Consider the following 21,254-nt stretch of genomic DNA (forward strand, 5'->3'; position numbering starts at 1 on the left):
ACAAGAACGCGTTGCGACGACGGCGGCGCCCCTGTCGGATCCACCGTTCTAGGAAAATACCTCGTGCCGGTTTCTGTTTCCGACGAATTCGCTCAGGCGCTTGCCAGCATTTAGGCGCGGATTTGGACCGCCACTAACAACGCTTCGCGTCCCGAGAACAACGTTCCCCGAGAAGCCCCCATCCAGCACTCGCAGTTCCACTTCACGACAGCCACGGAACAGGTAGCGCACGAGACGATGATCGGTATCACTGAGCGCGATCGGGTCGAGCACGCGAACTTCGGGATGTTTGTGACTGAAGCCAATGAGGGGTGTCTCTTCGTCACGCCCACCAAGATACTCGATGAATTCACCCACCGAAGGAATCACGCTCACGCCAAGAATACGCTCCATTTGATCGAGCGCGATGAAGTGATTTTCCCGAGAAGAACTCGCGGTTAGTGCCGAACAGACGGCAAGCTGGAAATTCGGATAACGACTACGCAGGTCGTAGGCGAGAAAGGTTATCTTCGCTTCTGTCCACACGCCCATGAGGCCGATCTGCACAACCTGATCGCGATAGGTGTCCAGCACGGCGGCCAACTGAGCGCCGGTGAAATTACTCAGTGTTGTGGCATCGACAATCGTGAGCCGCTTGTCCTTGTTCAAGTTATCGGCAGAAAAAACGAACTCGGCACCAACGGTGTTTTTAATACAGTGATGACCGAATTGCTCTAGATGACTACGTTGCGTCGGATCAGACGGATCGTGCCAATCCCGCACATGAATGACTTCGAGGACTTGATCTGGCTGCGCATTGGCCCATGCCATCATGCGCGCAACCGGACCCTCGGAAGGGTCCGCGCCGAGAAGACGCAACGATTCGTCATGCCCCACGTGGAGAGCGTTTGGCAACCCGTCAAAACGGCCAATGGGCCCAACGAAATCGTTTTGCAGGCAATCGGTGATAAGAATGGAGCGAGCCGTCGACATATCTAATGACTATTCCGTCGTTTCAAGAACGTTAAGAAACCGATCGATGATATGCAAATGATCCTCGAAGATTGCTACTTCTCGATCGAGCAGTTCGTCAGTCGGAATCCAACGAGCAAACGCCGCGTCGTCGCTCGCTGTTATCGTTGGAAGCGTAGCGATATCCAAATCGAAAAAGAATGCATGCGCAATGGTCCGACCACGAACGCTTCGGTCCGGATGGTCAAACACGGCGTGACCCGTCACAACTTCCTTCAGGACGTCACGCTCGATGCCGATCTTGGTTTCTTCATTCAATTCGCGGATTGTCGCATCGATCAAACGCTCTCTCTGATCGACAAATCCGCCCGGTAACGCCCACTGCCCCTTCCCGGGATGGCGGCCACGCTGGATGAGCAGGATGTGGTTCTTGGCGCGCACAACTGCATCCACCGTAACGAATACCGGCGGATAGGGGGCAACGCTCCACGCCGACTTATACTGCTTCACGGTTTCGTGCTCAGCGGCCAGTTCGGCAAATTCGGCTGATTGTTTGAAATGCTCCAAGAAACTCATGATAGATGGCGGAACCGACGTTTTAACGGATGAAATGTCGGTCACCGAGAACAACGAGCAACGCAAGTCGGTAGCGGAGATATTCGATTCGTTTTCGTGCGAAACGAACTGCCACTCGGGAAAATTCTTTAGATAATAAGACGAGTCATCTTTAGTATGTCCAATGATGCCGACGGTGCTACGAAGGCCAATAGTTGAGGACACTGCCTTGCGTACTGCCGCCTCCCACTTTGCATCATCGTAGTAGTCACGCACCGAGCAGAACACGAGACGTGCAGAGGCCTGCGGCTCCGCCCCGTCTACCGCGGCTCGAATCATTTGTTCCCGTTCTGTATCCGAAAACGGATTTTTGATATTGCGTGCCCGGCGGGCCGAACCGAGCACGACGATGACTTTGTCGGACTGCTCAAGTGCTCGCCGCAGCACTACGAGATGCCCGTTATGGAACGGCTGGAAGCGCCCGATATAAATAAGGTAATCGAAGCGGTTCGTCATTTGCCGACGCTCCCGTAATCCGCGGCAATCGGCATCTGCCGCCCGTTACCAAAGGCCCGCGCCCGACAACGAATAATGGGCGGTGCCTGGCGGCGTTTGAACTCTGCGCGCGCCACCATCTGTAATACTTTTTGTATCAATTCGCCACGCCCGCTATCTCGCAGCTCTCGACTTAGATTGCTCGCACGCTCGTACTCGTCCTTGCGCAAACGAGCACCTTCAATGTGAAGTTTTAGGATTTCATCGAGCACTGGATATGGCGGCAGTGAGTCCGTGTCCCTTTGATTCGGCGCAAGTTCCGCCGACGGCTCTTTGTCGAGAATCGCCCGTGGGATGATCTCGCGATCGTGTAACTCGTTGTAGTAACGTGCCAGCGCATATACCTCGGTCTTATATAGATCGCCGATTAGGTTGAGGCCCCCATTCATATCTCCATAGAGCGTGGCATACCCCACCGACATCTCGCTCTTGTTGCCGGTGGATAGCACTAGGTGACCACAGTGATTCGAGAATTCCATGAGAATCGTGCCACGGATACGGGCCTGCACGTTCTCTTGCGTCAAGCGTGAGGAAGGCGCACCGAAAGCATGATTGAACACCCCGTTGTACGTCTGAAACAACGTACCGATCTCATGACGATAAAGCTGCACATCCAGATTGCTGCATAACGCTTCTGAGTCCTTGACGCTCCCTTCGCTCGAATAAATCGATGGCATCGTAATCGCCTTGACGGCGTCCACGCCCAACGCATCCGCGGCCAACGCAAGCGTGAGCGCCGAGTCGATACCACCGGAGGATCCGACGACGACTCCTTTGAAACCTACCTTGTCTATGTAGTCGCGAAGCCCAAGGAGTATTTGCCGATAGTAAAACTCGGCATCTCCGAGATACTTGGACACCGCATGCTCATATGGAGCGCTGTCATCGAAGAACTTTCCATCGAATCCGATCGTTTGCACCGCCTCTTGGAAGAGAGGAAGCTCGTGAACGACCCCGCTCCTGGGATCGACCAGAAATGACCCACCATCGAAAACGATCTGATCGTTGGCACCAACTTGGTTAACGTAGATCAACGGTATGTTGTGGCGACGGGAAACGGCTGCGAATATTTCATGCCGCTGGCGTTGCTTGCCGACATTCGAGGGACTCGCATTGATGCTAACGACCAGATCGACCTTCGCCTGCGTCAACGTACGGACAGGATTTACCGGGTAGTCTCGTTCCTCGTCGTTCCAACCGTCTTCGCAGATCAGGAAGCCGACGCGCCGACCGTTGATCTCGACGACGGCGGCACGATTCTCGCCCGGCTCGAAGTGCCGTCGCTCGTCGAAGATGTTGTACGTCGGCAGCAATTGTTTGTCGTATGTCAGCTCAATGCATCCATCACGGATGAACAGAAGACTGTTGTGCAACGGTTTGCCGACTCCCGTGTTGCGGGTAACAGCACCGATGACAATCGCCGCCCGCACCTTTTTCGACAGTGCCAGAATCGATGCCAATGCGGCGTCCTGCCGAGATAGAAAATCGGGTTCTTCGACCAGATCCTGTGGATAGTACCCACTGACGGCAAGCTCCGAAAAAACGACGAGATCGGCGTCGGCTGCTTGCTGAATGGTGGTTTTGATCTTGCCGAGATTGCGCTCGTAATCACACAACCTGTAGTTGAGCTGAGCGAGCACAATCTGAATCGGTTTGTTTGTACTCATAAGCTCCTCCCGCTCAGGCAGCTTTCGGCGGCGCAGGAGACTGCACCCCGAAGACCTGCCTGAGATAGTTCACAAATGTTTCGTTATCGCACAACGTTTTACCAGGCGTGTCCGATATCTTGGCCAGGGGATTTCCGTTGCAGCTCACGAGCTTCATGACGATGTTGAGCGGCTCCACGCCGAGGTCATTGGTGAGATTGGTGCCAATGCCGAAGCCAATCTTGGTGCGGTTCGCAAAGCGTCGATACAGCTCGATGGACTTCGGAATATCGAGCCCGTCCGAAAACGTCAGCATCTTGACGCCGGGATCGATGCGCAGCCTGTCGTAATGCGCGATCGCTTTTTCGCCCCATTCGAACGGATCACCCGAGTCGTGGCGCAGCCCGTCGAACAGTTTGCCGAAATAGAGATCGAAGTCGGCGAGGAACGCATCCATTCCGACAACGTCGGTAAGTGCGATACCGAGATCGCCGCGATATTCCTTCACCCAGTTCTCAAGCGCCATCTTCTGGAAGTCGCGTAAGCGATAACCGAAGGCCTGATGGGCCTGCAGATACTCGTGAGCCATGGTGCCGATGGGCACTAGGCCATAGCGACGCGCCATATCCACATTGCTCGTTCCCTTGAACAGTTGTGGTACTTCGTTAGCCAAGGTCGTGACGACTTCTTCATGCCAATCACGATAAGCGCGCCGGCGCGTTCCGAAGTCGAAGACAAGATATGGATGACGATGCGCCGCCTCGTGGCTGAACGCCCTCAACATCTGTACTTTCGCTGCCAGACGTCGCCGACCTTCCGCGAGCAACTTGGCGTTGTCGAACTGGCTGGAATAAACCTCACTCACAATGGCAAGCACAAAAATCTCGAACAACATCACGTGCACGAGCGGTCCACGCGCCGTGATTTCCAACTCATCTGGGTTCGCTGGCGAAACACGTACGTTCAAAAAGCGCCGGCGAAACTGGAAGAGGTCGAGAAAGTCGACGAAGTCGCTTTTTATGAACCTGAGCGTCCTCAAGTACGCGAGCTCTTCCGGTTGGAACCGCAGCGTACACAGATGATCGATCTGTGCCTCAATTTCGTTCTTGAACGAAGCAAGCGATATGTTCGAGCGATTCCGACATTTGAATCGATACTCGCCTTCTGCTCCGGGAAAATGATGCAGATACACCTGGAGCATCGTGAACTTATAAAGGTCGGTGTCGAGTAAACTCTTGATGATTGGTTTTAGTTTCATACATCCTTCCATTCGCTTTTCACCGACGTTCAATTCGCAAGAAAACTCGCCGATGTCGCGGTTCTCATGCCACGTGCGGTTAGTTCCGCCAAGAAATCCTCGCCCAATTTTTCGAAACCACCGACCGAGCTCGTGCAATCGGTTAGCAAGACGAGCTTATGCACATCTTTCGGCGGAAGCTTGTTCGCGATATCACGAACGGTGTTCGCCACACAGTGCGACAGTGCCTCACCGGCGATCACGACCTGGTCGGCCTGCGACAACACTTCGATCAAGCGGCGGTTCAGCTCCGTACCGGGATCGTTCGGATCCGGTACTTCCGCTTGAATAGCCGAATAGTGCTCAGTATTAGGATTCGTTCCCTTAGTAACGAAATCGACGAGCTTGAGCGATTTGCGGGCCCAACGATCCAGTGACGCTTTCACCACTGCGTGTACATTGTGGCCCCAAGAGCCGATCAAGCAGTGTTCCGGCCATACCACCAACAAGTAGCGCTTATTAGCCTCCAACGCTTCGACATAGCTGAGACTGTGTGCCTGTCGTGCTGCATCGCGTGCGCGCCATTTGTCATTTCGGACGTCGTCGGCGGTGATTACAGTGAAGGGTGCCGGCGCGTTTCCGGCGGCATCACTCCACCAAGTTGGGTGCGCGATATCGATCGGATTGTGCGAATCGAGCGTGACATGAATTTGATCGAGCTTGTCGCCGACGCGATCAATGAACGTCGCCAAGCGAGTCATGTCACTATGCGCGCCGGTAACCGGTAACGCCGGTCGCGCGACGGGCTGCGCCTTACCTGCGGCAACGCTCTTGGCATCAACCGGTAATACCGTATCCGGGATATCGCAGAAATCGTTCTGCGGATCGATTACCAGTAACTGAAGTTTTTTGTTATTCATGACATTCCCCCTTTTCTCTTGTTTCACCAACTACTCATTGCGCTGCAAGCACCGGCATCTTTTATGCCGGCATAACCAGGTTCGCCTTTTTTTCGGCGACCCGTATCGTTGCACTTAAGCCGGCCGTGAAAGCGAGATAGTCGGCTTCGACGCCGTCACTGAAGATCACTCCGTTTTCTGCCATTCGTGATGTGAGCACTAACGGTTTGTCACGCGTAATAACGCCATAAACGATGTTGGCGCCGGTAGTCTTGCTCGGCCACGGTTCACGCACGGCATAAATCAACTTGTCCTCGTTCCACGCAAAGCGTCCGCCATTTGGAGGCGGCGTCACTTTCCCGCCAAATCCCTGCACTATTCGCGCGGCACCCGCATAGACAGACCGGAGCCAACCCGTCGACCCGGCACCTGTCGAAATCAGAATGCCGCTCGAGGAATGCTCTTCCGTTTGCTTTCCATGAGCGATCCGGTAACGCGCCGACACATGTGAACGCGCTCCCACAAACAGATCGTTGAACGCTAGCAAGTGCTGACCGTCGTTCAATCGCGCCTCCGCCATCGTGATCGCTTGTACGCGAGCGTTTCCCAATATCGTCGCATTCAGCCCACGTTCAAGCTCACGAATCGTGAAAGGAAGAAGCACGCCTTCGACCTCGTTCGGGTCCGGATTGACCGCGATGATCGGCTGACTCTCCAAATACTTCGCCGTATTGACCACCAGCCCGTCGGGTCCCACTGTAATCACCGCGTCGTCCTCACCGAATGCAAACTGAGGGAGGAACGCGCGATCGATCACTTGATGCTTCACCCCTGACGGTACGAGGCGGCGCACTCCATCCAATGCAGCGTGATAACGCTGATGTGCGGCCTCGATCGGCGCGAAATCCTGTCCAGCGTGCTCGAGGTAAAACTTCGCCTGGCCGGTCGTATTGAAACGAGCAACCAACTCTTCGAGCAACGTCTTGCGTGTCACGATCACGACTTTCTCGCGTCGTGCTCGCAAGACTTTGTTGGGAGATTTCGCAGCAACCGTGTTCACTTTTTATCTCCCATTTTCTTGTTGCCGCTTGCTACCCAACCGACAAGCTGGCCGAGCATGTCAGGCGTGATACTGAGATTGCCGATTTGGCCGCCTGCAGTCGCCCACTCCTTGAGCGCGAGTCCGATTAGTACCTGAGGCTCAAGTTCGCCATAAGGACTGAGCTTCAGTTCTTCGGCCTTGGCGTCTGCCTCTGCGACTGCCAGACGATTCCTTACCTGAGTGTCGACGAGCGCCTTTCTCTGGTTTTCGAGCTCGACATCCGTATCCATTTCACGCTCCTTGATGCGCCGCTCTTCTTCCACCGCGTTGGCGCGGCGAGCGTAAATGGCCTGATCCGCCTTCTGCTGAAGTGCCTCGCGATAATCGGCTTCCAGCGCTTTTTTCATCTCCGGCGTCGTTGCTACAGATGTGAAGTGCAAGCCTTCGATGACCACACCGAACGACTTCAGCATCTGTTCTTCATTCACCTTGGTAAGAACCTTTGCCGCAAGGTCTTTCACCTTGGTGAGCGCTTGCTCTAACGGCAAGTCGAGGACATGTGCACGGGTGGCGGCCTGCACGATATTAATCAACCGATTCGCTAGTTTCTCCGGATCTTTGCTCTTGTAGTTACGAGTCCGCAGATCGATCGTGTAGTCGAGCGACTTGGCTGCCTCACACGGTGCCGTCAACCGATAAGCGAGACTTCCTTGAATCGCGACAGCCTGAAAATCCTTGGTGGTCTCGTTGGAGATGAACTGCGCATCTTGCGTCACGACCGGAACGAGCGCGATCGATGTGTTGTACGGCATGTACCAGAACGCGAGACCAGTGCCATCCTTGATCACTTCACCACGGCGATAGCGAATCACGTGTACGTTAGGTTCGCCTTTGAAATATCTGATTGTCATATGCGCCTCTGCGATGAATTATTTGATGAGTTATTTTATGAAAGTCACTTTTCCCGGATTCTTGACCCGATAAAGTTTGGCCGGCCGGTGTATGCCCCCGCGACGCTCTTCGTCGGTCTCTTCGATCTGTTCCAACGCGAGCACCCATTTCCTGAAATTGCGCTTGTCCATCTCTTCTTGCAGGATGATTTCATAAACCTCCTGCAGCTCGGACAACGTGAACTTCTCGGGCATGAAGGCGAACGCGATCGTGGAGTAATCGAGCTTCGCCACGAGACGTTGATGCGCCATCTTCACGATCTCCGCATGATCGAAGGCGAGGGGCGGCAGTTCCTCCATCCCAAACCAGCCCACCGCTTCCGCGTCCGTCGCAGCGCGAAGCTGCAACTTGTCGGACGGAATGAGCGCGTAGTAAGCGACGGTAATAACTCGCTCGCGCGGATCGCGATCCGGCTTCCCCAACGTGTAGAGCTGTTCTAGATACACGCCTGCCACACCGGTCTCCTCTTCGAGCTCCCGCCGAGCGGCCTCATCCAAACCCTCCTCCATCTGAACGAAGCCGCCCGGCAGTGCCCACTTCCCCCGATAGGGCTCCCCACCGCGTCGGATCAGCAGGAGCTTCAATTTCCGATCGCGGATCGTGAAGATCACGATGTCGGTGGTGATGGCCGGGTGGGGATATTCGTATTGATACATAGCCTGGCTATTTAGTGTTTGTATGACACTAACAATAGTGTACTAGTAACACTATGTCAAGCATGCGCCTGGTCGCCAAGCCGATGCTCCACTAGGCAGGGGCGATACGATTGTTCCTTTGGATCGGGAAGAAAAATCAGGGCTCCGTTGAGGAAGGCCGAAAGTGCCCAACGCGGGAGTAGATATAGGGAGTAGATGATGGTGTTCACTGCTCGGAACCTGCCGTGCATACACACGCTCGCAAGTCCAAGTAGAACAAAGACTATTTCTGATGAGATTAGTGGCGGAGATGCTGTATTCTGCTGGAATTACTGGCAATTACTGCGGGTTGCTCTCAGTTTGAATATCAAAAAACCCAGCAAAGGCGTGAACGGTGGATGCGAAAACTATTGGCCGCGGACAACGGGAGGTGTCCGCTGTCATTAATCTCGACAGCTTTTTCAACAATTGCCACAGTCCACGCTACTAACTAACTCCGATCGGGCCGGCCCGGCAGACTTCTTGAGGAGATGCGAAGGCGGGGGCTCTCCCCTCTGCCCGGTCAAATGGGCCACCAAATTCGCTACATAACTGACCTAATTCCGGTGTCAGCTCCCATTCAAAGTGAAAGCCCCTTGCGAGCAAAGGTACGATGGCTCTGCTATGATATACATGAAATTATGTATATCTACCGGAGGTAACTCCATGCAAGTTTCCAAATGGGGCAATAGCTTGGCGCTGCGCTTGCCCGCGGCGATTGTCGAGGCGCTGGAGCTCAAGGAAGGCGATGACATCGAGATTCACGTGGCGGGCGCTCGCGAGTTTGGGGTAAAGAAGTCGCCCGGGCGGCATGAACTGCTGGCGCGGCTACGAAAGTATCGGGGACGGTTGCCCGCGGATTTCAAGTTTGATCGGCTCGATGCCAATACCCGGCGTTAATGTATTTTTCGATTCTAACGTCGTGTTGTATTTGCTCTCGGGCGATGCGGCGAAGGCGGATAGAGCAGAGACGCTGCTAGCAGACGGCGGCGTCGTCAGTGTGCAAGTATTAAACGAGATCGCCAACGTCGCGCGGCGCAAACTCGGCATGACGTGGGTCGAAGTGGGTGAAATCCTGACACAAGTACGTACCGTCTGCCGGGTCGAAGCGTTGACCGTCGAGACGCACCTGCGCGGCATCGAAGTCGCCGAGCGCCACGGTTTCTCCGTCTATGACGCGATGATCATCGCTAGCGCGCTCGAGGCCGGATGCCAAACGCTTTACACGGAAGATCTTCAGGACGGTCAGAAGATCGAGGACATACTGACCGTTCGAAATCCTTTTCGGTAAATTGCCGCTTGCTGTGCTCCTCACCGATTCCCTGGAAGTCGACAAAAATCTTCCTGAAAGCAATGCAGACAGCTGCAGGAATTAATACCACTTTCTTCGTTAACTGTAGAGGTTACTGCCATTTCGAACGTACTTTCGGCTGCCCAACCGGCGAAAAATATCGATAAAATCAAAGTGGTCCTCTGATGAAAAAGCCGTTCTGCGGTTCTTTTTGGGAAGGCCGCCCGACTGCCAATCTAATGCTGTCGTTGGCCTACACGTCCGACGCCGCCTGGAACGAGTCGTTTTGGAAGCGTGCTGACTTCGACAAGTTGTTGTCCATGGCGCGCGTCGAGCTCGACCCAGCCAAGCGCAAACAGATGTACCACGACCTGCAGGCAATGGTGGTCGATGACAGCGGCGAGATCATTCCGATGTTCAACGACACCATCGATGCCGGTGCAGTGAAGGTGAAGGGATTCGTCCCATCACCGTTGTCGCAGATGGGCGGTGGCCTCGCGCCGCAGAAGGTTTGGCTAGACGTTTAAGTTGATCGACTGAACGCGCCGACCCGTTCTCACGAGCCGGCGCATTTTTGCACCTTACCGATAGGCTCTCCCGCGTTGCCCGCGCAGGTGCTCATAAAAGAACCGGATCATTTCGTGCGTGGCATCGGGACCTTTAGGATCGGTATAAATCATGTGCGGTCATAAACGCCTCGTTACCATCCTGAAGCCATCTGTACGGATGGTATCTCGTTAGAGGACGCCACTAGAGGTTTGTTCAGCGAAGTGTAAAAACAAAATTTATCGGGGATCTTCGGCACAACAAACAAGGAGGAAATAAAATTCGCGTATGAGAATGTAGCCTGGAGGGAGCGCCGCGAAATCCGGGGAGTTTTAATCCAGAATAAAGAGCGCGAACCCTACGGCCCGCGCCCTATGTAACTACAACAACCGGCTTACAAATCTACCCAATTGCCGGTCAATGTCGTCTCGTAACCGCCGATGCCGTCGGCATCTACCTGCAGCTGATAAGTACCATCGCTGTTGGCGATCAACCGTGCATTGCTACCGTTCGCGCCGGTAATAATAAGACTGCCCGACGACGGATAATTTTGACCGGTGTTGACATGGAACGCCATCGGCGTTTGCACATCCACATAGCCCGACGACGGATGATAGAAGCGACCGGAGTCGATGCGCACTTCCGTATAACTGCCAAAATCACCGACTGTTAGCACTACGTTCTCGCCGCGGCAAACGACACCGCTGGCATCACGAATATTAAAAGTTTGCGTGACAGCAATAGCGGCGCCGGTGTCCGAGAACGAAATTTGCGTCGAGGCTTGAATAACGTAACTGTCGCCGTCGTCCGTTACGCTGAGACTGGTCATGCTGGCACTGAGCGAGATCATATCGTCGGTAGCGACATTAAACCGACCGGAGAACGATATCGCGCCGGAAACGGATTGAACGAATTCGTCGCAATAGTTAGTAAATGTCAGCGAGCCGCTAAAATTTCCGGTGCTGTCGTTATAGTTGACGCTCGATCGCACCGTACCGCCGCAACTACCGGCGATCTCATCCTGCTGCACCGCCGCTGTTGCTTGGCTCGGCACCGATTTCACGTCGATCTTGTCGATCGTACGCTCAAGCAAATTCGCTAAGATCAACGAACGCTGCTTAATCGTCGTCGGCGCAACACTCGCCGTAACGCTGGCCAACCCGTTGGTGCCACCACCAACGGCGCTGCCGGAATGATAAGCACTACCGGAAAGCGCACGTGCATTGCTGCTGCTAACACTCGCCTGCGTGGTAGCACCGGAATATTCAACGCCACTGGCAGGAGCATCACCGTCGTCGCTGCCACCACCACCGCCGCCACCACAGCCGATCAATCCCAGCATCAATACAGAAATACTGAAACGACGAAGTAAATCGTTTTGCATACAGCACCTCCCCGTTATCGCTATTGTTGATTCAGGCCAGTGGACCGACCCGTTAAAAGCCCATATATTAGTGCCGCATTTTGCGTGGCGGCACACAGGTGAAACAAGTGACTGGTAGGACAGTCCCGACGAGCGGGCGTCTGGAGACAGAAATAGAGGGGCACCGCGCAAAGCGGCCGGCACGACTGCCGTGGTGCTTACGCGTGAGGAGACAGCGTGTCGGGCTCCTTGGGGCCAATGACTCAGGTTTCGCCGCTCAAATCTGAGAGTTGAATGTAGTTACTGATTAGTTCATTAACAAACGCATCGCCGAGTCGAAAACCGCCGAGCAGCGCACGAGTTCTTTCCCAAAGATCCACGCGGAATCGCACTGCTCAGTGCCTATCAACACATCATCGACACCTAAAACGTCGTCAGCGACGTGACCAAGAGCGTTCATCACTACCCCAGTCGGTACAGGCACGCCGCGACGACGTTCCAGCCAACAGCGCTGCTCACTCGACGGTGAAGCTATCCTGGATATGGACCGGATGATACTTGGGCACGCGGCCCTGGCCGCCCAGACCATCGCCAGGATCTACGCTCGGGATGGGAGCGGTGGCGATTTTTATACCGACGCTCAGCGGCATGTTATGTCGGTGCGGTGTGTGTTGAGAAAACGTCGGCTCCGTAAAGCCCAGTTCGGTGTACGTGCCTGAAATAACCATCGCGTGGTCGATGGCGCCGTCGTAGTGGCCGTTCGGATCCCAGTCGACAAACACCAAGTCGCCCAGCTCGAGATTCCAGATATCGAGGTTGCCATCATCCGACGGCCAGATTCCCTTCTTCTCCCCACGCTTCGAGTTGCTTGCATAGTCAAAGAGCCAAGACGCCACCGACCAAGTCTGCGACGGTCCTCGGAGACCCCACAGGTCAGGTGACCAGTTCACTGGGTTGTCATTTGCCCAGCCATCATGGATTGGCCAGCCGCCGGCGGCCAGAACCTGCGAGGCGAAGTCCGTGCAATCGTTATCCTGGCGTGCCATATCGTAGGCGGGGTTATATAGATCTTCCACCTCACCATTGGACAACTGGATACTACCGGACCAAGCGTTCGCATAGGCCGCGGCCGCCTTCCGATCGTACCAACCGGACGCGGCGGCCGGCGCTAATGCAACAGCCGGAGCGGGATCGCCAATGGGTACGGCAGCGGTTTCGGGCGCGCCGGTCACTGCGGCCATGCGCGTGCGCTTGTTCATGATCTCGGTGCTAGGTATCGGCGCATAGGCAACGTCGACGATGCTCCAGGTTTTGTCCTTGCGTTCCAACTTAACCACATAGACATCGCTAAGCGAGGACTCGCCCACCGAAGCGAAGTTCCATGTAAGGGCCGTCCCAACAGTGACGGTCGCGGTCGCTGTGTTGCCGTGTAACCTGACGTTGTTTTTCCGCGCCAGACCCGTCTGCACCGCAACAGCTTGTAGCCCTCTCTCGCTCACGATCTGCTCGGCTACCGTGGCAATCGCGGACGCCTGTCGTATCGGCTGCGCCTCCACCTGACCACTCGCTAGTTTGCCTTCCGCTAAGGCTGAAGATTCCGCGGCGACCCAACCCTTATCTCGGGCCACGAAATATTCCCGAACGAGCTGCATGATCTGCGCCTTCTGCCCGTTGTAATGTTCTGATTCCACTTGTTTCTCGGCAGCTGGAATTTCATCAGCTAAAGCACTCGACAATGTCACATCGCAAGTGATGATTGAGAGCGATGCAAATACGATACTGAGTATCGATCGACCTGGTAACTCATTACAAAAAATACGCATCGGCTACTCCAAGTTAGTAATTGAAAAATATTCAACAGAGAGACGTGCAGCGGCGAGAAAAATAAGAGATGGCATACCCCGCAAGTATCTAAGTGCACCTTGGAAGAAGCACGACACACTTTCAATCTATACGAAGGTCGGTACAGCAATGCTGTATGAACCGATCGATCGATATTGTCGACTAATGCTCTGTAGTATTACTTCGCACCCTCAAACGCCGCCACCCACTCATTCCCGGCAGCAGCTCCGGATTTTCTCCGTTCACCTGCGCGACTAGCGATATCGACTGGCTCACCGGATCAATACGCGCACCGAGTCGCACAACGCGTGCACGGTAGCCGCGACCGAGTTTGTCGACGTTCACGTTGAAGCGGCTGCCGACTTTGAGCCATGCGAGCCATTTGGAGGGGAGGTCGACTTTCCGACGACGTTCCTGATCAGACTTCAGGCGTTCGATGGCGAACGTTATAAGCACCTCGCTCTAAAGGGCGACAAAAGCTCGCCGTCGACAAGGGCAACTATTCTTGCTGTCCACCAAATCGAGTGATACCTTGGTCAATAATTAATCATTTGTTTAATTATTACCATTGCATGACTGCAGCAACCAAAACGGGTAAGCACCGTGCCCTAATACGCCGCCGACCCGGCCGCCCGAGCGGTACGGACCACGCGCATGAAGTACGCACCGCACTGCTGACTGCGTCGCGGAAACTATTCGCTGAACGCGATTTCAAGTCGGTGTCGGTGCGCGACATTGCGCGCGCGGCCAGGGTCAACGAGGCGATGGTGCATTACCACTTTAAGAATAAGCAGGGGCTTTATCGGGCGATGCTGCAGGAGACCATCGGGCCGATCGTGCGCCAGATCCAGGCGGTTATCGCCGATCCGCCGGCCAACAGCGAATCGAGCTTGCCGCCGCTGATGCGAGCCATGATGACAATGTTTGCCCGCGATCCCTGGGTACCTCGACTCATCGTGCGCGAGGTGCTGGGGCACGAAGGACCATTCCGCGAAATGTTCATCCGTGACTTCGCTTCGCAGGGCGGCGGTCGCTTGCCGACGTTGCTGACATTGGAAATCGGCCAAGGGCGGATTCGGTCGGATCTGGATGTCACCCTCGGGGCGTTATCGGTGCTGGCACTGTGCATATTCCCCTTCATCGCCTTACCCGTTGCCGAGCGCGTGTTGAATTTTGAAATGACGGACGAACTGGTCGAGCGTCTGATTGAGCATACGCAACGACTTTTTTACAAAGGCGCGAGTTAATGAAACCGATCGGCGCTGACGTTGCGACCAAGGATATGAAGATGAGTATATTAAGAATGGTCCTGGTGCGAGGACTGGCGACGCTGCCGGCGTGGTTCGGGGCCGGATGCGCGGTCGGCCCGGACTTTCGCCAACCGGAGGCACCGACGGTAGCGAGCTACACCTCATCGTCGATGCCAGACGCCACCACGAGTTCGCCCGGCTTCGCCGGTGCCGCGCAACGGCTGGTCGTTGGCGATGACATTCCCGCTCAGTGGTGGGAGTTGTTTCACTCCGACCCGCTGAACGAGCTGATACGCCGCGGATTGGCCGACAGTCCATCGTTAGCCGCAGCCCAGGCACGACTGCGCCAGGCGCAGGAAAATCTACGCGCCGAAGACGGCCGGCAATCGCCGAACGTCGACGCCTCGCTGACGGCAACACGTCAGCGCTTCTCGCCCTCCACCATCGGCCAGCCCGGACCTTCGAGCGTGTTCAACCTTTATAACGCGTCGGTCGAGGTGTCATACGCCTTCGATGTCGCCGGCGGTGTGCAACGCGAGCTCGAAGCCTTGCAGTCGGAAGTCAGCTATCAGCAGTTCCAATTAGAAGCAGCGCATCTGGCGTTGGCGTCCAACATCGTCACGACCGCGATCAAGGAAGCGTCGCTGCGGGCGCAGATCCAAGCGACCCAAGAAATCATCGCCGCCCAACAAGCGCAGTTCGACATTAGCCAACGCCAGTTCAAGCTAGGCGGCGCGACACGAGCGGATGTGATCACACAACGCACCGAGCTTTCACAAGTACAAGCCACACTGCCGGCGCTGAACAAAGAGCTGTTCCTTGCACGTCACCAATTGGCGGCGTTGACCGGCAAATTTCCGAACGACGCCGCGTTACCGGAATTTACCCTCGCCTCGCTGGCGTTGCCGCAAGCACTGCCGCTCAGCGTGCCGTCGGCATTGGTACGCCAACGCCCGGATATTCGCGGCGCCGAGGCGCTCTGGCGCCAAGCGAACGCGCGCGCCGGTGTCGCCGCGGCCAATTTATATCCACGCATCACTCTCACCGGCAGCTATGGATCGCAAGCGAACAACGCCGGCGACTTGTTCACCGGTCCGAGCACGGTCTGGAATTTCGGGGCGGCGTTATTGCAACCCATTTTTCACAACGGTGAACTGAGCGCGCGCCATCGAGCGGCGCTCGCCGGTTACGAGCAAGCGGGCGCGCTTTATCGCGACACCGTGCTGCGCGCCTTTCAAAACGTCGCCGACACGCTGCGCGCACTCGAGGCGGATGCCGACACCCTTAAAGCGCAGACCGAAACCGATTCGCTGGCGCGCGAATCCTTGGACTTGGTGCACAAGCAACATCGGCTCGGCGCGACCACCACCCTGGTGTTGCTCGACGCGCAGCGCCGTTACCAGCAAGTGCACGTCGGCTTGATCCAAGCACAAGCGGCGCGGTACGCCGACACCGCGGCGCTGTTCCAAGCGCTGGGCGGCGGCTGGTGGAACCGCGCAACGCCGACTGACACGACATCCGTTACGGAAAATAAGCCATGAAGCAACCTCCGAAGATATTTCTCGTCGTCATCGCGGTGCTATTGATCGGCGCCGCGGTCGGCATGGTGTATTGGTTGGCGCGTGCACCGTTCCGCTATGCCGGCACCCTAGAGGCGACCAAGGTCGACCTATCGGCGCGCTTAGCCGCGGCGATCGATCAATTTCCGGTACGTGAAGGCGACGCCGTCAAACGCGGACAAACGCTGGTGACGCTCGGTTGCGAGGACTACAAAGTGACGGCGCGCTTGGCGCGCGAAACGTACGAACGCAATGTGAAGTTGGCGCACATCGGCTCGGTCAGCGCCGAGACTATGGATCAAGTACGCAGCCGCAAAGAAGACGCGGACGTACGCCTGGCGTGGTGCACGATCGATGCGCCGATCGACGGAAAAGTGCTGACGCGTTATCACGAGCCGGGCGAATGGGTGAGCCCGGGAACCAAAATTCTCACGCTGGCCAACATTCGCAACATCTGGGCTTACGTGTATGTCCCGCAACCCGTGGTGGCGCGGCTCAGCGCTGGCATGAAGCTCAAGGGTTACCTGCCGGAACTGAACAATCGCGAGTTCGACGGCGTGATCGAGAAGATCAACGACGAGGCCGAGTTCACACCGAAGAATGTGCAGACCCGATCGGAGCGCGAGCGTTTGGTGTTCGGCGTCAAAGTCAGCTTCCGCGAAGCCAACGCCGACGAAATCTTGAAACCGGGCATGACCATTGAAGTCGAGTTGCCGCTACCGCCGGCGCCATGACGAATCTGATTTCCATTCACGTCGATGACGTGCGCAAAAAGCTCGGGCCGAACCAGGCGCTCGCCGGCCTCACGCTGCATTTCGCCGAAGGCCGAATGCACGGCTTGATCGGCCCGGAAGGCGCCGGCAAAACAACGCTTATGCGCACGCTGATCGGGCTACTCAAACCGGATGCCGGCAACATCGCCTTTACCGAAAACGGTAATCCGGTGTCGCTCGGGCAAGTGCGCGACCGCATCGCCTACATGCCGCAACAGCAAAGCCTGTACCCGGATCTGTCGATCGGCGAGCATCTCGATTTTTTTCAAACGTTGTATCAAATTTCGCCGACCGCGTACCAAGCGCGTCGCCAAGAACTGTTGGCAATCACTCGACTCGAACCGTTTGTGGATCGCGCCGCCGGCAAACTCTCCGGCGGCATGTACAAGAAGCTCGGCTTGATGTGCGCGCTGCTGCGCTCGCCGGAAGTGATTCTGCTCGACGAACCCACCAACGGCGTCGATCCCATCAGTCGGCGCGAGTTCTGGGAATTGCTTTATCGTCTCGCCGACCAAAAGTTGCTCATCATCGTCGCCACCGCTTACATGGACGAGGCCGAACGCTGCTCGGAAGTTCACCTCATCGATGCCGGCCGGCAAATGGCCGAAGGCGAGCCACGCGAGCTGCTGCGGCGCGTCGGTGTGCGCAGCTTCGACGAGTTGTTTCTCAAACACGCGACTATCGCGTCATGACTAGCGAACCCGCGGTCGACGTTAAAAATTTGTCGGTCAAGTTCGGTGACTTCACCGCCGTCGACAACGTCACGTTCTCGGTCAATCGCGGCGAGATATTCGGCTTTCTCGGCGCCAACGGCGCCGGCAAGACGACGACGATTCGCGTGCTGTGCGGTCTGCTACGACCGAGCGCTGGCGATGTCAGCGTCGCCGGCGTCAACTTCGACAAGGGCGAGATGGCGATCAAGAGCAAGGTCGGCTACATGTCGCAGCGCTTCACGCTGTACGACGACCTGACGATCGAAGAAAACCTCAGCTTCATGGCCAGCCTGCGCAAACTCGAAGAGCAAACCTATCGCCAGCGCCGCGATTTCATTCTCGAATTTATTTCGCTTCAATTGCCATTGACGTCGCTAGTGAAGAACCTGCCGGGTGGCGTGAAGCAGCAGGTGTCGCTGGCGGCGTCGATTTTGCACGACCCGGAAATTGTTTTTCTAGACGAGCCCACCGCCGGCGTAACGCCGGCGGCGCGGGCGCGCTTTTGGGCGTTGATCCAAGAGTTGGCGAAGCAGCACAAAACTATTTTCGTGACGACGCATTACATGGACGAAGCCGAGCAGTGCCAACGCATCGCCCTCATGCGCTCCGGGCGGATCATCGCGCTCGACACGCCGGCGAACCTGAAGCGGCAAGCATTTCCACAGCAACTGTACGAGCTCGAGCCGATCAAAAAAATCAGCTACGCCGATATTGCCGAGCTCAAACAACATTCCGCCATCGAGTATTTCGAACCGTACGGATTGCGCTTCCACGTGGCATTTCGCCGTTCTACGGACGCGGAGGCACTGCAACAAACCTTGCACCGCGACTTCGAGATCCGGCCGATCGCGGCGACGCTGGAAGACGTGTTTATCAAACGCGTCGAGGAGCAAGCGACGTGAATCAAGATTTTCATAGGCGTCCAAGGACAGGGCATGAGCTTCGTTCAAATACCCCCACCCTAACTATTCCCGCCCGGTGCGCGCAACGACAGCGCGCCCGTTCAGCGGCGCGAGTGTCCACTGGACACTCGCGAAAACTCCGCTTCACCCCCCGCAACCGCGGGGGAGGGGATAAAAAGGAACGAGCGCGGGATTTTGCAATCCTGTTACTACAACTCCGTCCCTCCCCCGCTTCGCGGGGGAGGGCTAGGGTGGGTGTCATAGGGAAAATCTGAAATGAAATTCCTCTGGCAACGCGCCGGCGCCATCGCCAAAAAAGAAACTCGCCACGTATTGCGCGATCCGTTCACGCTCGCGTTGTCGATCGGCTTGCCGGTGTTCATGGTGTTCGTTTTCGGCTTCGCCATCGAGTTCAACGTCAAAGACATTCATCTGGCGGTGCACGACGCCGATCGCAGCCAGGCATCGCGTCGCTTGATCGACACCTTCGGTAGCTCACACTACTTCGTTATCGACAACATCGCGTCGCCGGACTTGGCGCTGCGCAGTATCGCCGGCGAGCGCGATCGGGCGGCGCTCATTATCCCGGCAGGCTTCGAGCAGGATCTGCTGGCCAGCCGGCGCGCACGCGCGCAGGTTTTGCTCGACGGTTCCGACAATTCCACGGTCGGCCCGATCCTGAGCTACGTCGCGTCGATTCAAACCATCGCCGGCAAACGCATCGCTAACTTCGATCCGCCAACACCGATCGACTTCAAAACGCGCTACCTGTTTAACGCCGAGCTCAACAGCCGCTGGTTCATCATTCCCGGGCTGGCGGTGGTGGTCATGGCGATCTTGTCGGTGCTGCTGACGGCACTGACGGTCGCACGCGAATGGGAGAACGGCTCGATGGAATTATTGTTGTCGACGCCGACGCAACCGCTGGAAATCATCGTCGGCAAACTCGCGCCGTATGCGGTGCTCGGTCTTACCGCGGTCGCGTTCGTTTATCTCATTTCACGCACCGTGTTCGGCGTGCCGTTCGTTGGCAGCCATCTGGTTTTCTTGGCGGGCTGTATTCTGTTCCTGGCCACTTATCTCGCACAGGGGTTGCTGATTTCGGTCGTCACCCGCAAGCAACAGATCGCCATGCAAATTGCCATCATGTCGGGCCTGCTACCGGCGCAATTGCTCTCCGGTTTTATTTTTCCGATCGAGAGCATGCCGACTTTTTTTCAGTACTTCACGATGATCCTGCCGGCGCGCTGGTTCATGACTATCGCTCGCGAATCGTACCTCAAAGGCTCGACATTTCTCGACATGGCCGGCCCGTTCCTGGCGCTCGCGATCTTGTGCACGATCATGATCGTGCTCGCGACCAGTAAATTCAAAAAGGATCTGGAGCCATGATGTCGACCCTACGGGGATTTTTGCGCAAAGAGTTCAAGCAAGCGTTGCGCGACCCACGCATGCGCATCCTGCTGTTCGTGGCGCCGCTGATCCAACTGACGCTGTTCGGCTTCGCCATTTCCAACGACGTTAAGAATATACGGCTGTGGGCGCAGCCGACCGCCGGCGACACCGTGTTGCGTGACATTTACCAGCGTAGCATCGCCAGCGGACGCTTCGTGCCGGCCAGCATCGACCGTAATACCGATCCGTTCGATTTGCTGCGCGCCGGCAAAATCGATGTGGCGCTGGTGCCGCCGCCCGGCGGTCTCACGCGCGCACTCGGGCGCGGGCGCGCCGATCTGCAAGTGTTGATCGACGCCACCAACGTCATCCAGGCGCAATCGATCGAGGCTTACTTGCGGAGTATTTCGGCGTTGGCGCTAACCGACAACGCTCACATCGTCGCCGCCGAGACACCGATTCAACTCGATAGCCGTGTGCTCTACAACCCGACGCTCGAAACCTCGCACTTCATGATTCCGGGCGTGATGTGCATGCTGATGTGCATGATGTCGATCATCCTCACGAGCATGTCGATCACGCGCGAAAAGGAAACCGGCACGTTCGAGATGTTGATCTCGGCGCCGGTGACAGCGTCCGAGATCATCTTCGGTAAAACGATTCCTTACGTCGTTCTCGGCATGAGCAATCTGCCGCTGATTCTCGGCGTCGCTGTGCTCGGCTTCGGCGTGCCGGTACGCGGTTCGCTGCTAGTGCTGACGCTGGCGGCGTTCGCTTTCGTCTGCACCGCCGTCGCCATCGGCACACTGATCTCGACCATCGCCCGCAATCAACAACAGTCCATGCTCGCCGGATTTTTGTTTTTGTTTCCGGCGATCTTGCTGTCTGGATTAATGTTCCCGCTGGAAAATATGCCGGAAGTGCTGAAGTGGGTTTCCTACCTCGACCCGCTGTCGCATTTTCTCGGGCTGCTGCGCAACATCATGCTGAAGGGCGGCGAACCGTTGTTCGTCGCGCAACACGTCGGTGTGCTGCTGTTGATGGCGGCGCTATCGGTGTTTTTTAGCTTTAAGCGATTCCACACGACGCTGCAATAACCTAGGCACGGGC

General features: G+C 56.3%; 21 protein-coding genes. 10 read left to right on the forward strand and 11 right to left on the reverse strand.

Features of this window, described 5'->3' with window-relative positions; translation table 11 throughout:
* Window positions 1-48 precede the first annotated feature (48 nt).
* The 8 genes from HY308_07565 to HY308_07600 form a co-directional block, all read right to left on the reverse strand.
* On the reverse strand, window positions 49-972 hold the full coding sequence (locus HY308_07565; GenBank protein MBI3898139.1) for a cysteine hydrolase: 924 nt from the start codon (window positions 970-972) through the stop codon (window positions 49-51).
* Window positions 973-981: 9 nt separating this feature from the next.
* Entirely contained in the window at window positions 982-2,022 is a 1,041-nt protein-coding gene (locus HY308_07570) for a bifunctional nicotinamide-nucleotide adenylyltransferase/Nudix hydroxylase (protein MBI3898140.1), read from the reverse strand.
* Window positions 2,019-3,728: an NAD+ synthase gene (locus tag HY308_07575; GenBank protein ID MBI3898141.1), complete on the reverse strand. Its 1,710-nt coding sequence runs from the start codon at window positions 3,726-3,728 to the stop codon at window positions 2,019-2,021. The genes HY308_07570 and HY308_07575 overlap by 4 nt, the downstream gene beginning before the upstream one ends.
* Window positions 3,729-3,741: 13 nt before the next feature.
* The gene (gene pncB / locus HY308_07580; GenBank protein ID MBI3898142.1) at window positions 3,742-4,965 is read right to left on the reverse strand and encodes a nicotinate phosphoribosyltransferase; all 1,224 of its coding nucleotides are present in this window, start codon (window positions 4,963-4,965) and stop codon (window positions 3,742-3,744) included.
* 29 nt (window positions 4,966-4,994) lie between these two features.
* Window positions 4,995-5,864 (reverse strand): hypothetical protein, encoded by an 870-nt coding sequence (locus tag HY308_07585; protein MBI3898143.1) that lies wholly within the window; start codon window positions 5,862-5,864, stop codon window positions 4,995-4,997.
* Window positions 5,865-5,925: 61 nt separating this feature from the next.
* Window positions 5,926-6,867 (reverse strand): hypothetical protein, encoded by a 942-nt coding sequence (locus HY308_07590; GenBank protein MBI3898144.1) that lies wholly within the window; start codon window positions 6,865-6,867, stop codon window positions 5,926-5,928.
* A 32-nt stretch (window positions 6,868-6,899) separates the two neighbouring features.
* Complete coding sequence (locus HY308_07595; GenBank protein MBI3898145.1) at window positions 6,900-7,757, reverse strand: SPFH domain-containing protein; 858 nt, start codon at window positions 7,755-7,757, stop codon at window positions 6,900-6,902.
* A gap of 69 nt (window positions 7,758-7,826) precedes the next feature.
* Entirely contained in the window at window positions 7,827-8,492 is a 666-nt protein-coding gene (locus tag HY308_07600) for an NUDIX hydrolase (GenBank protein MBI3898146.1), read from the reverse strand.
* A 684-nt stretch (window positions 8,493-9,176) separates the two neighbouring features.
* On the opposite strand from HY308_07600, the gene HY308_07605 reads away from it, so the two are divergent.
* The 3 genes from HY308_07605 (at window position 9,177) to HY308_07615 (ending at window position 10,328) form a co-directional block, all read left to right on the forward strand.
* Window positions 9,177-9,410, forward strand: coding sequence for an AbrB/MazE/SpoVT family DNA-binding domain-containing protein (locus HY308_07605; GenBank protein ID MBI3898147.1), 234 nt, complete (start codon window positions 9,177-9,179; stop codon window positions 9,408-9,410).
* Window positions 9,391-9,801, forward strand: coding sequence for a PIN domain-containing protein (locus HY308_07610; GenBank protein MBI3898148.1), 411 nt, complete (start codon window positions 9,391-9,393; stop codon window positions 9,799-9,801). Before HY308_07605 ends, HY308_07610 begins: the two co-directional genes overlap by 20 nt.
* Window positions 9,802-9,986: 185 nt before the next feature.
* A complete protein-coding gene (locus HY308_07615; GenBank protein MBI3898149.1) occupies window positions 9,987-10,328 on the forward strand; it encodes a hypothetical protein in 342 nt (113 codons plus the stop codon).
* A 413-nt stretch (window positions 10,329-10,741) separates the two neighbouring features.
* On the opposite strand, the gene HY308_07620 is transcribed toward HY308_07615, so the two are convergent.
* From HY308_07620 to HY308_07630, 3 genes are all read right to left on the reverse strand, one after another.
* The gene (locus HY308_07620; GenBank protein MBI3898150.1) at window positions 10,742-11,731 is read right to left on the reverse strand and encodes a hypothetical protein; all 990 of its coding nucleotides are present in this window, start codon (window positions 11,729-11,731) and stop codon (window positions 10,742-10,744) included.
* A 494-nt stretch (window positions 11,732-12,225) separates the two neighbouring features.
* Entirely contained in the window at window positions 12,226-13,533 is a 1,308-nt protein-coding gene (locus tag HY308_07625) for an amidase domain-containing protein (GenBank protein MBI3898151.1), read from the reverse strand.
* A 181-nt stretch (window positions 13,534-13,714) separates the two neighbouring features.
* Window positions 13,715-14,008 (reverse strand): HlyD family secretion protein, encoded by a 294-nt coding sequence (locus tag HY308_07630; protein ID MBI3898152.1) that lies wholly within the window; start codon window positions 14,006-14,008, stop codon window positions 13,715-13,717.
* A 116-nt stretch (window positions 14,009-14,124) separates the two neighbouring features.
* Between HY308_07630 and HY308_07635 the strand changes: the two genes are divergently transcribed.
* From HY308_07635 to HY308_07665, 7 genes are all read left to right on the forward strand, one after another.
* The gene (locus HY308_07635; GenBank protein ID MBI3898153.1) at window positions 14,125-14,799 is read left to right on the forward strand and encodes a TetR/AcrR family transcriptional regulator; all 675 of its coding nucleotides are present in this window, start codon (window positions 14,125-14,127) and stop codon (window positions 14,797-14,799) included.
* A 41-nt stretch (window positions 14,800-14,840) separates the two neighbouring features.
* Complete coding sequence (locus tag HY308_07640; GenBank protein ID MBI3898154.1) at window positions 14,841-16,343, forward strand: efflux transporter outer membrane subunit; 1,503 nt, start codon at window positions 14,841-14,843, stop codon at window positions 16,341-16,343.
* Window positions 16,340-17,095 (forward strand): HlyD family efflux transporter periplasmic adaptor subunit, encoded by a 756-nt coding sequence (locus HY308_07645; protein ID MBI3898155.1) that lies wholly within the window; start codon window positions 16,340-16,342, stop codon window positions 17,093-17,095. The genes HY308_07640 and HY308_07645 overlap by 4 nt, the downstream gene beginning before the upstream one ends.
* On the forward strand, window positions 17,092-17,826 hold the full coding sequence (locus HY308_07650) for an ABC transporter ATP-binding protein (GenBank protein ID MBI3898156.1): 735 nt from the start codon (window positions 17,092-17,094) through the stop codon (window positions 17,824-17,826). The genes HY308_07645 and HY308_07650 overlap by 4 nt, the downstream gene beginning before the upstream one ends.
* The gene (locus tag HY308_07655) at window positions 17,823-18,749 is read left to right on the forward strand and encodes an ABC transporter ATP-binding protein (protein ID MBI3898157.1); all 927 of its coding nucleotides are present in this window, start codon (window positions 17,823-17,825) and stop codon (window positions 18,747-18,749) included. Before HY308_07650 ends, HY308_07655 begins: the two co-directional genes overlap by 4 nt.
* Window positions 18,750-19,025: 276 nt before the next feature.
* Complete coding sequence (locus tag HY308_07660) at window positions 19,026-20,141, forward strand: ABC transporter permease (protein MBI3898158.1); 1,116 nt, start codon at window positions 19,026-19,028, stop codon at window positions 20,139-20,141.
* Window positions 20,141-21,241, forward strand: coding sequence for an ABC transporter permease (locus HY308_07665; GenBank protein ID MBI3898159.1), 1,101 nt, complete (start codon window positions 20,141-20,143; stop codon window positions 21,239-21,241). The genes HY308_07660 and HY308_07665 overlap by 1 nt, the downstream gene beginning before the upstream one ends.
* Window positions 21,242-21,254: the final 13 nt, after the last annotated feature.

It is taken from the genome of Gammaproteobacteria bacterium, assembly GCA_016199745.1.
In the GTDB taxonomy this organism is placed as follows: Bacteria; Pseudomonadota; Gammaproteobacteria; order Acidiferrobacterales; family Sulfurifustaceae; genus JACQFZ01.

Coding starts and splice junctions, on each gene's coding strand:
- HY308_07565 (MBI3898139.1), bottom strand. CDS start 972: ATGTCGACGGCTCGCTCCATTCTTATCACCGATTGCCTGCAAAACGAT.
- HY308_07570 (MBI3898140.1), bottom strand. CDS start 2,022: ATGACGAACCGCTTCGATTACCTTATTTATATCGGGCGCTTCCAGCCG.
- HY308_07575 (MBI3898141.1), bottom strand. CDS start 3,728: ATGAGTACAAACAAACCGATTCAGATTGTGCTCGCTCAGCTCAACTAC.
- pncB (MBI3898142.1), bottom strand. CDS start 4,965: ATGAAACTAAAACCAATCATCAAGAGTTTACTCGACACCGACCTTTAT.
- HY308_07585 (MBI3898143.1), bottom strand. CDS start 5,864: ATGAATAACAAAAAACTTCAGTTACTGGTAATCGATCCGCAGAACGAT.
- HY308_07600 (MBI3898146.1), bottom strand. CDS start 8,492: ATGTATCAATACGAATATCCCCACCCGGCCATCACCACCGACATCGTG.
- HY308_07605 (MBI3898147.1), top strand. CDS start 9,177: ATGCAAGTTTCCAAATGGGGCAATAGCTTGGCGCTGCGCTTGCCCGCG.
- HY308_07610 (MBI3898148.1), top strand. CDS start 9,391: ATGCCAATACCCGGCGTTAATGTATTTTTCGATTCTAACGTCGTGTTG.
- HY308_07615 (MBI3898149.1), top strand. CDS start 9,987: ATGAAAAAGCCGTTCTGCGGTTCTTTTTGGGAAGGCCGCCCGACTGCC.
- HY308_07620 (MBI3898150.1), bottom strand. CDS start 11,731: ATGCAAAACGATTTACTTCGTCGTTTCAGTATTTCTGTATTGATGCTG.
- HY308_07625 (MBI3898151.1), bottom strand. CDS start 13,533: ATGCGTATTTTTTGTAATGAGTTACCAGGTCGATCGATACTCAGTATC.
- HY308_07635 (MBI3898153.1), top strand. CDS start 14,125: ATGACTGCAGCAACCAAAACGGGTAAGCACCGTGCCCTAATACGCCGC.
- HY308_07640 (MBI3898154.1), top strand. CDS start 14,841: ATGAGTATATTAAGAATGGTCCTGGTGCGAGGACTGGCGACGCTGCCG.
- HY308_07645 (MBI3898155.1), top strand. CDS start 16,340: ATGAAGCAACCTCCGAAGATATTTCTCGTCGTCATCGCGGTGCTATTG.
- HY308_07650 (MBI3898156.1), top strand. CDS start 17,092: ATGACGAATCTGATTTCCATTCACGTCGATGACGTGCGCAAAAAGCTC.
- HY308_07655 (MBI3898157.1), top strand. CDS start 17,823: ATGACTAGCGAACCCGCGGTCGACGTTAAAAATTTGTCGGTCAAGTTC.
- HY308_07660 (MBI3898158.1), top strand. CDS start 19,026: ATGAAATTCCTCTGGCAACGCGCCGGCGCCATCGCCAAAAAAGAAACT.
- HY308_07665 (MBI3898159.1), top strand. CDS start 20,141: ATGTCGACCCTACGGGGATTTTTGCGCAAAGAGTTCAAGCAAGCGTTG.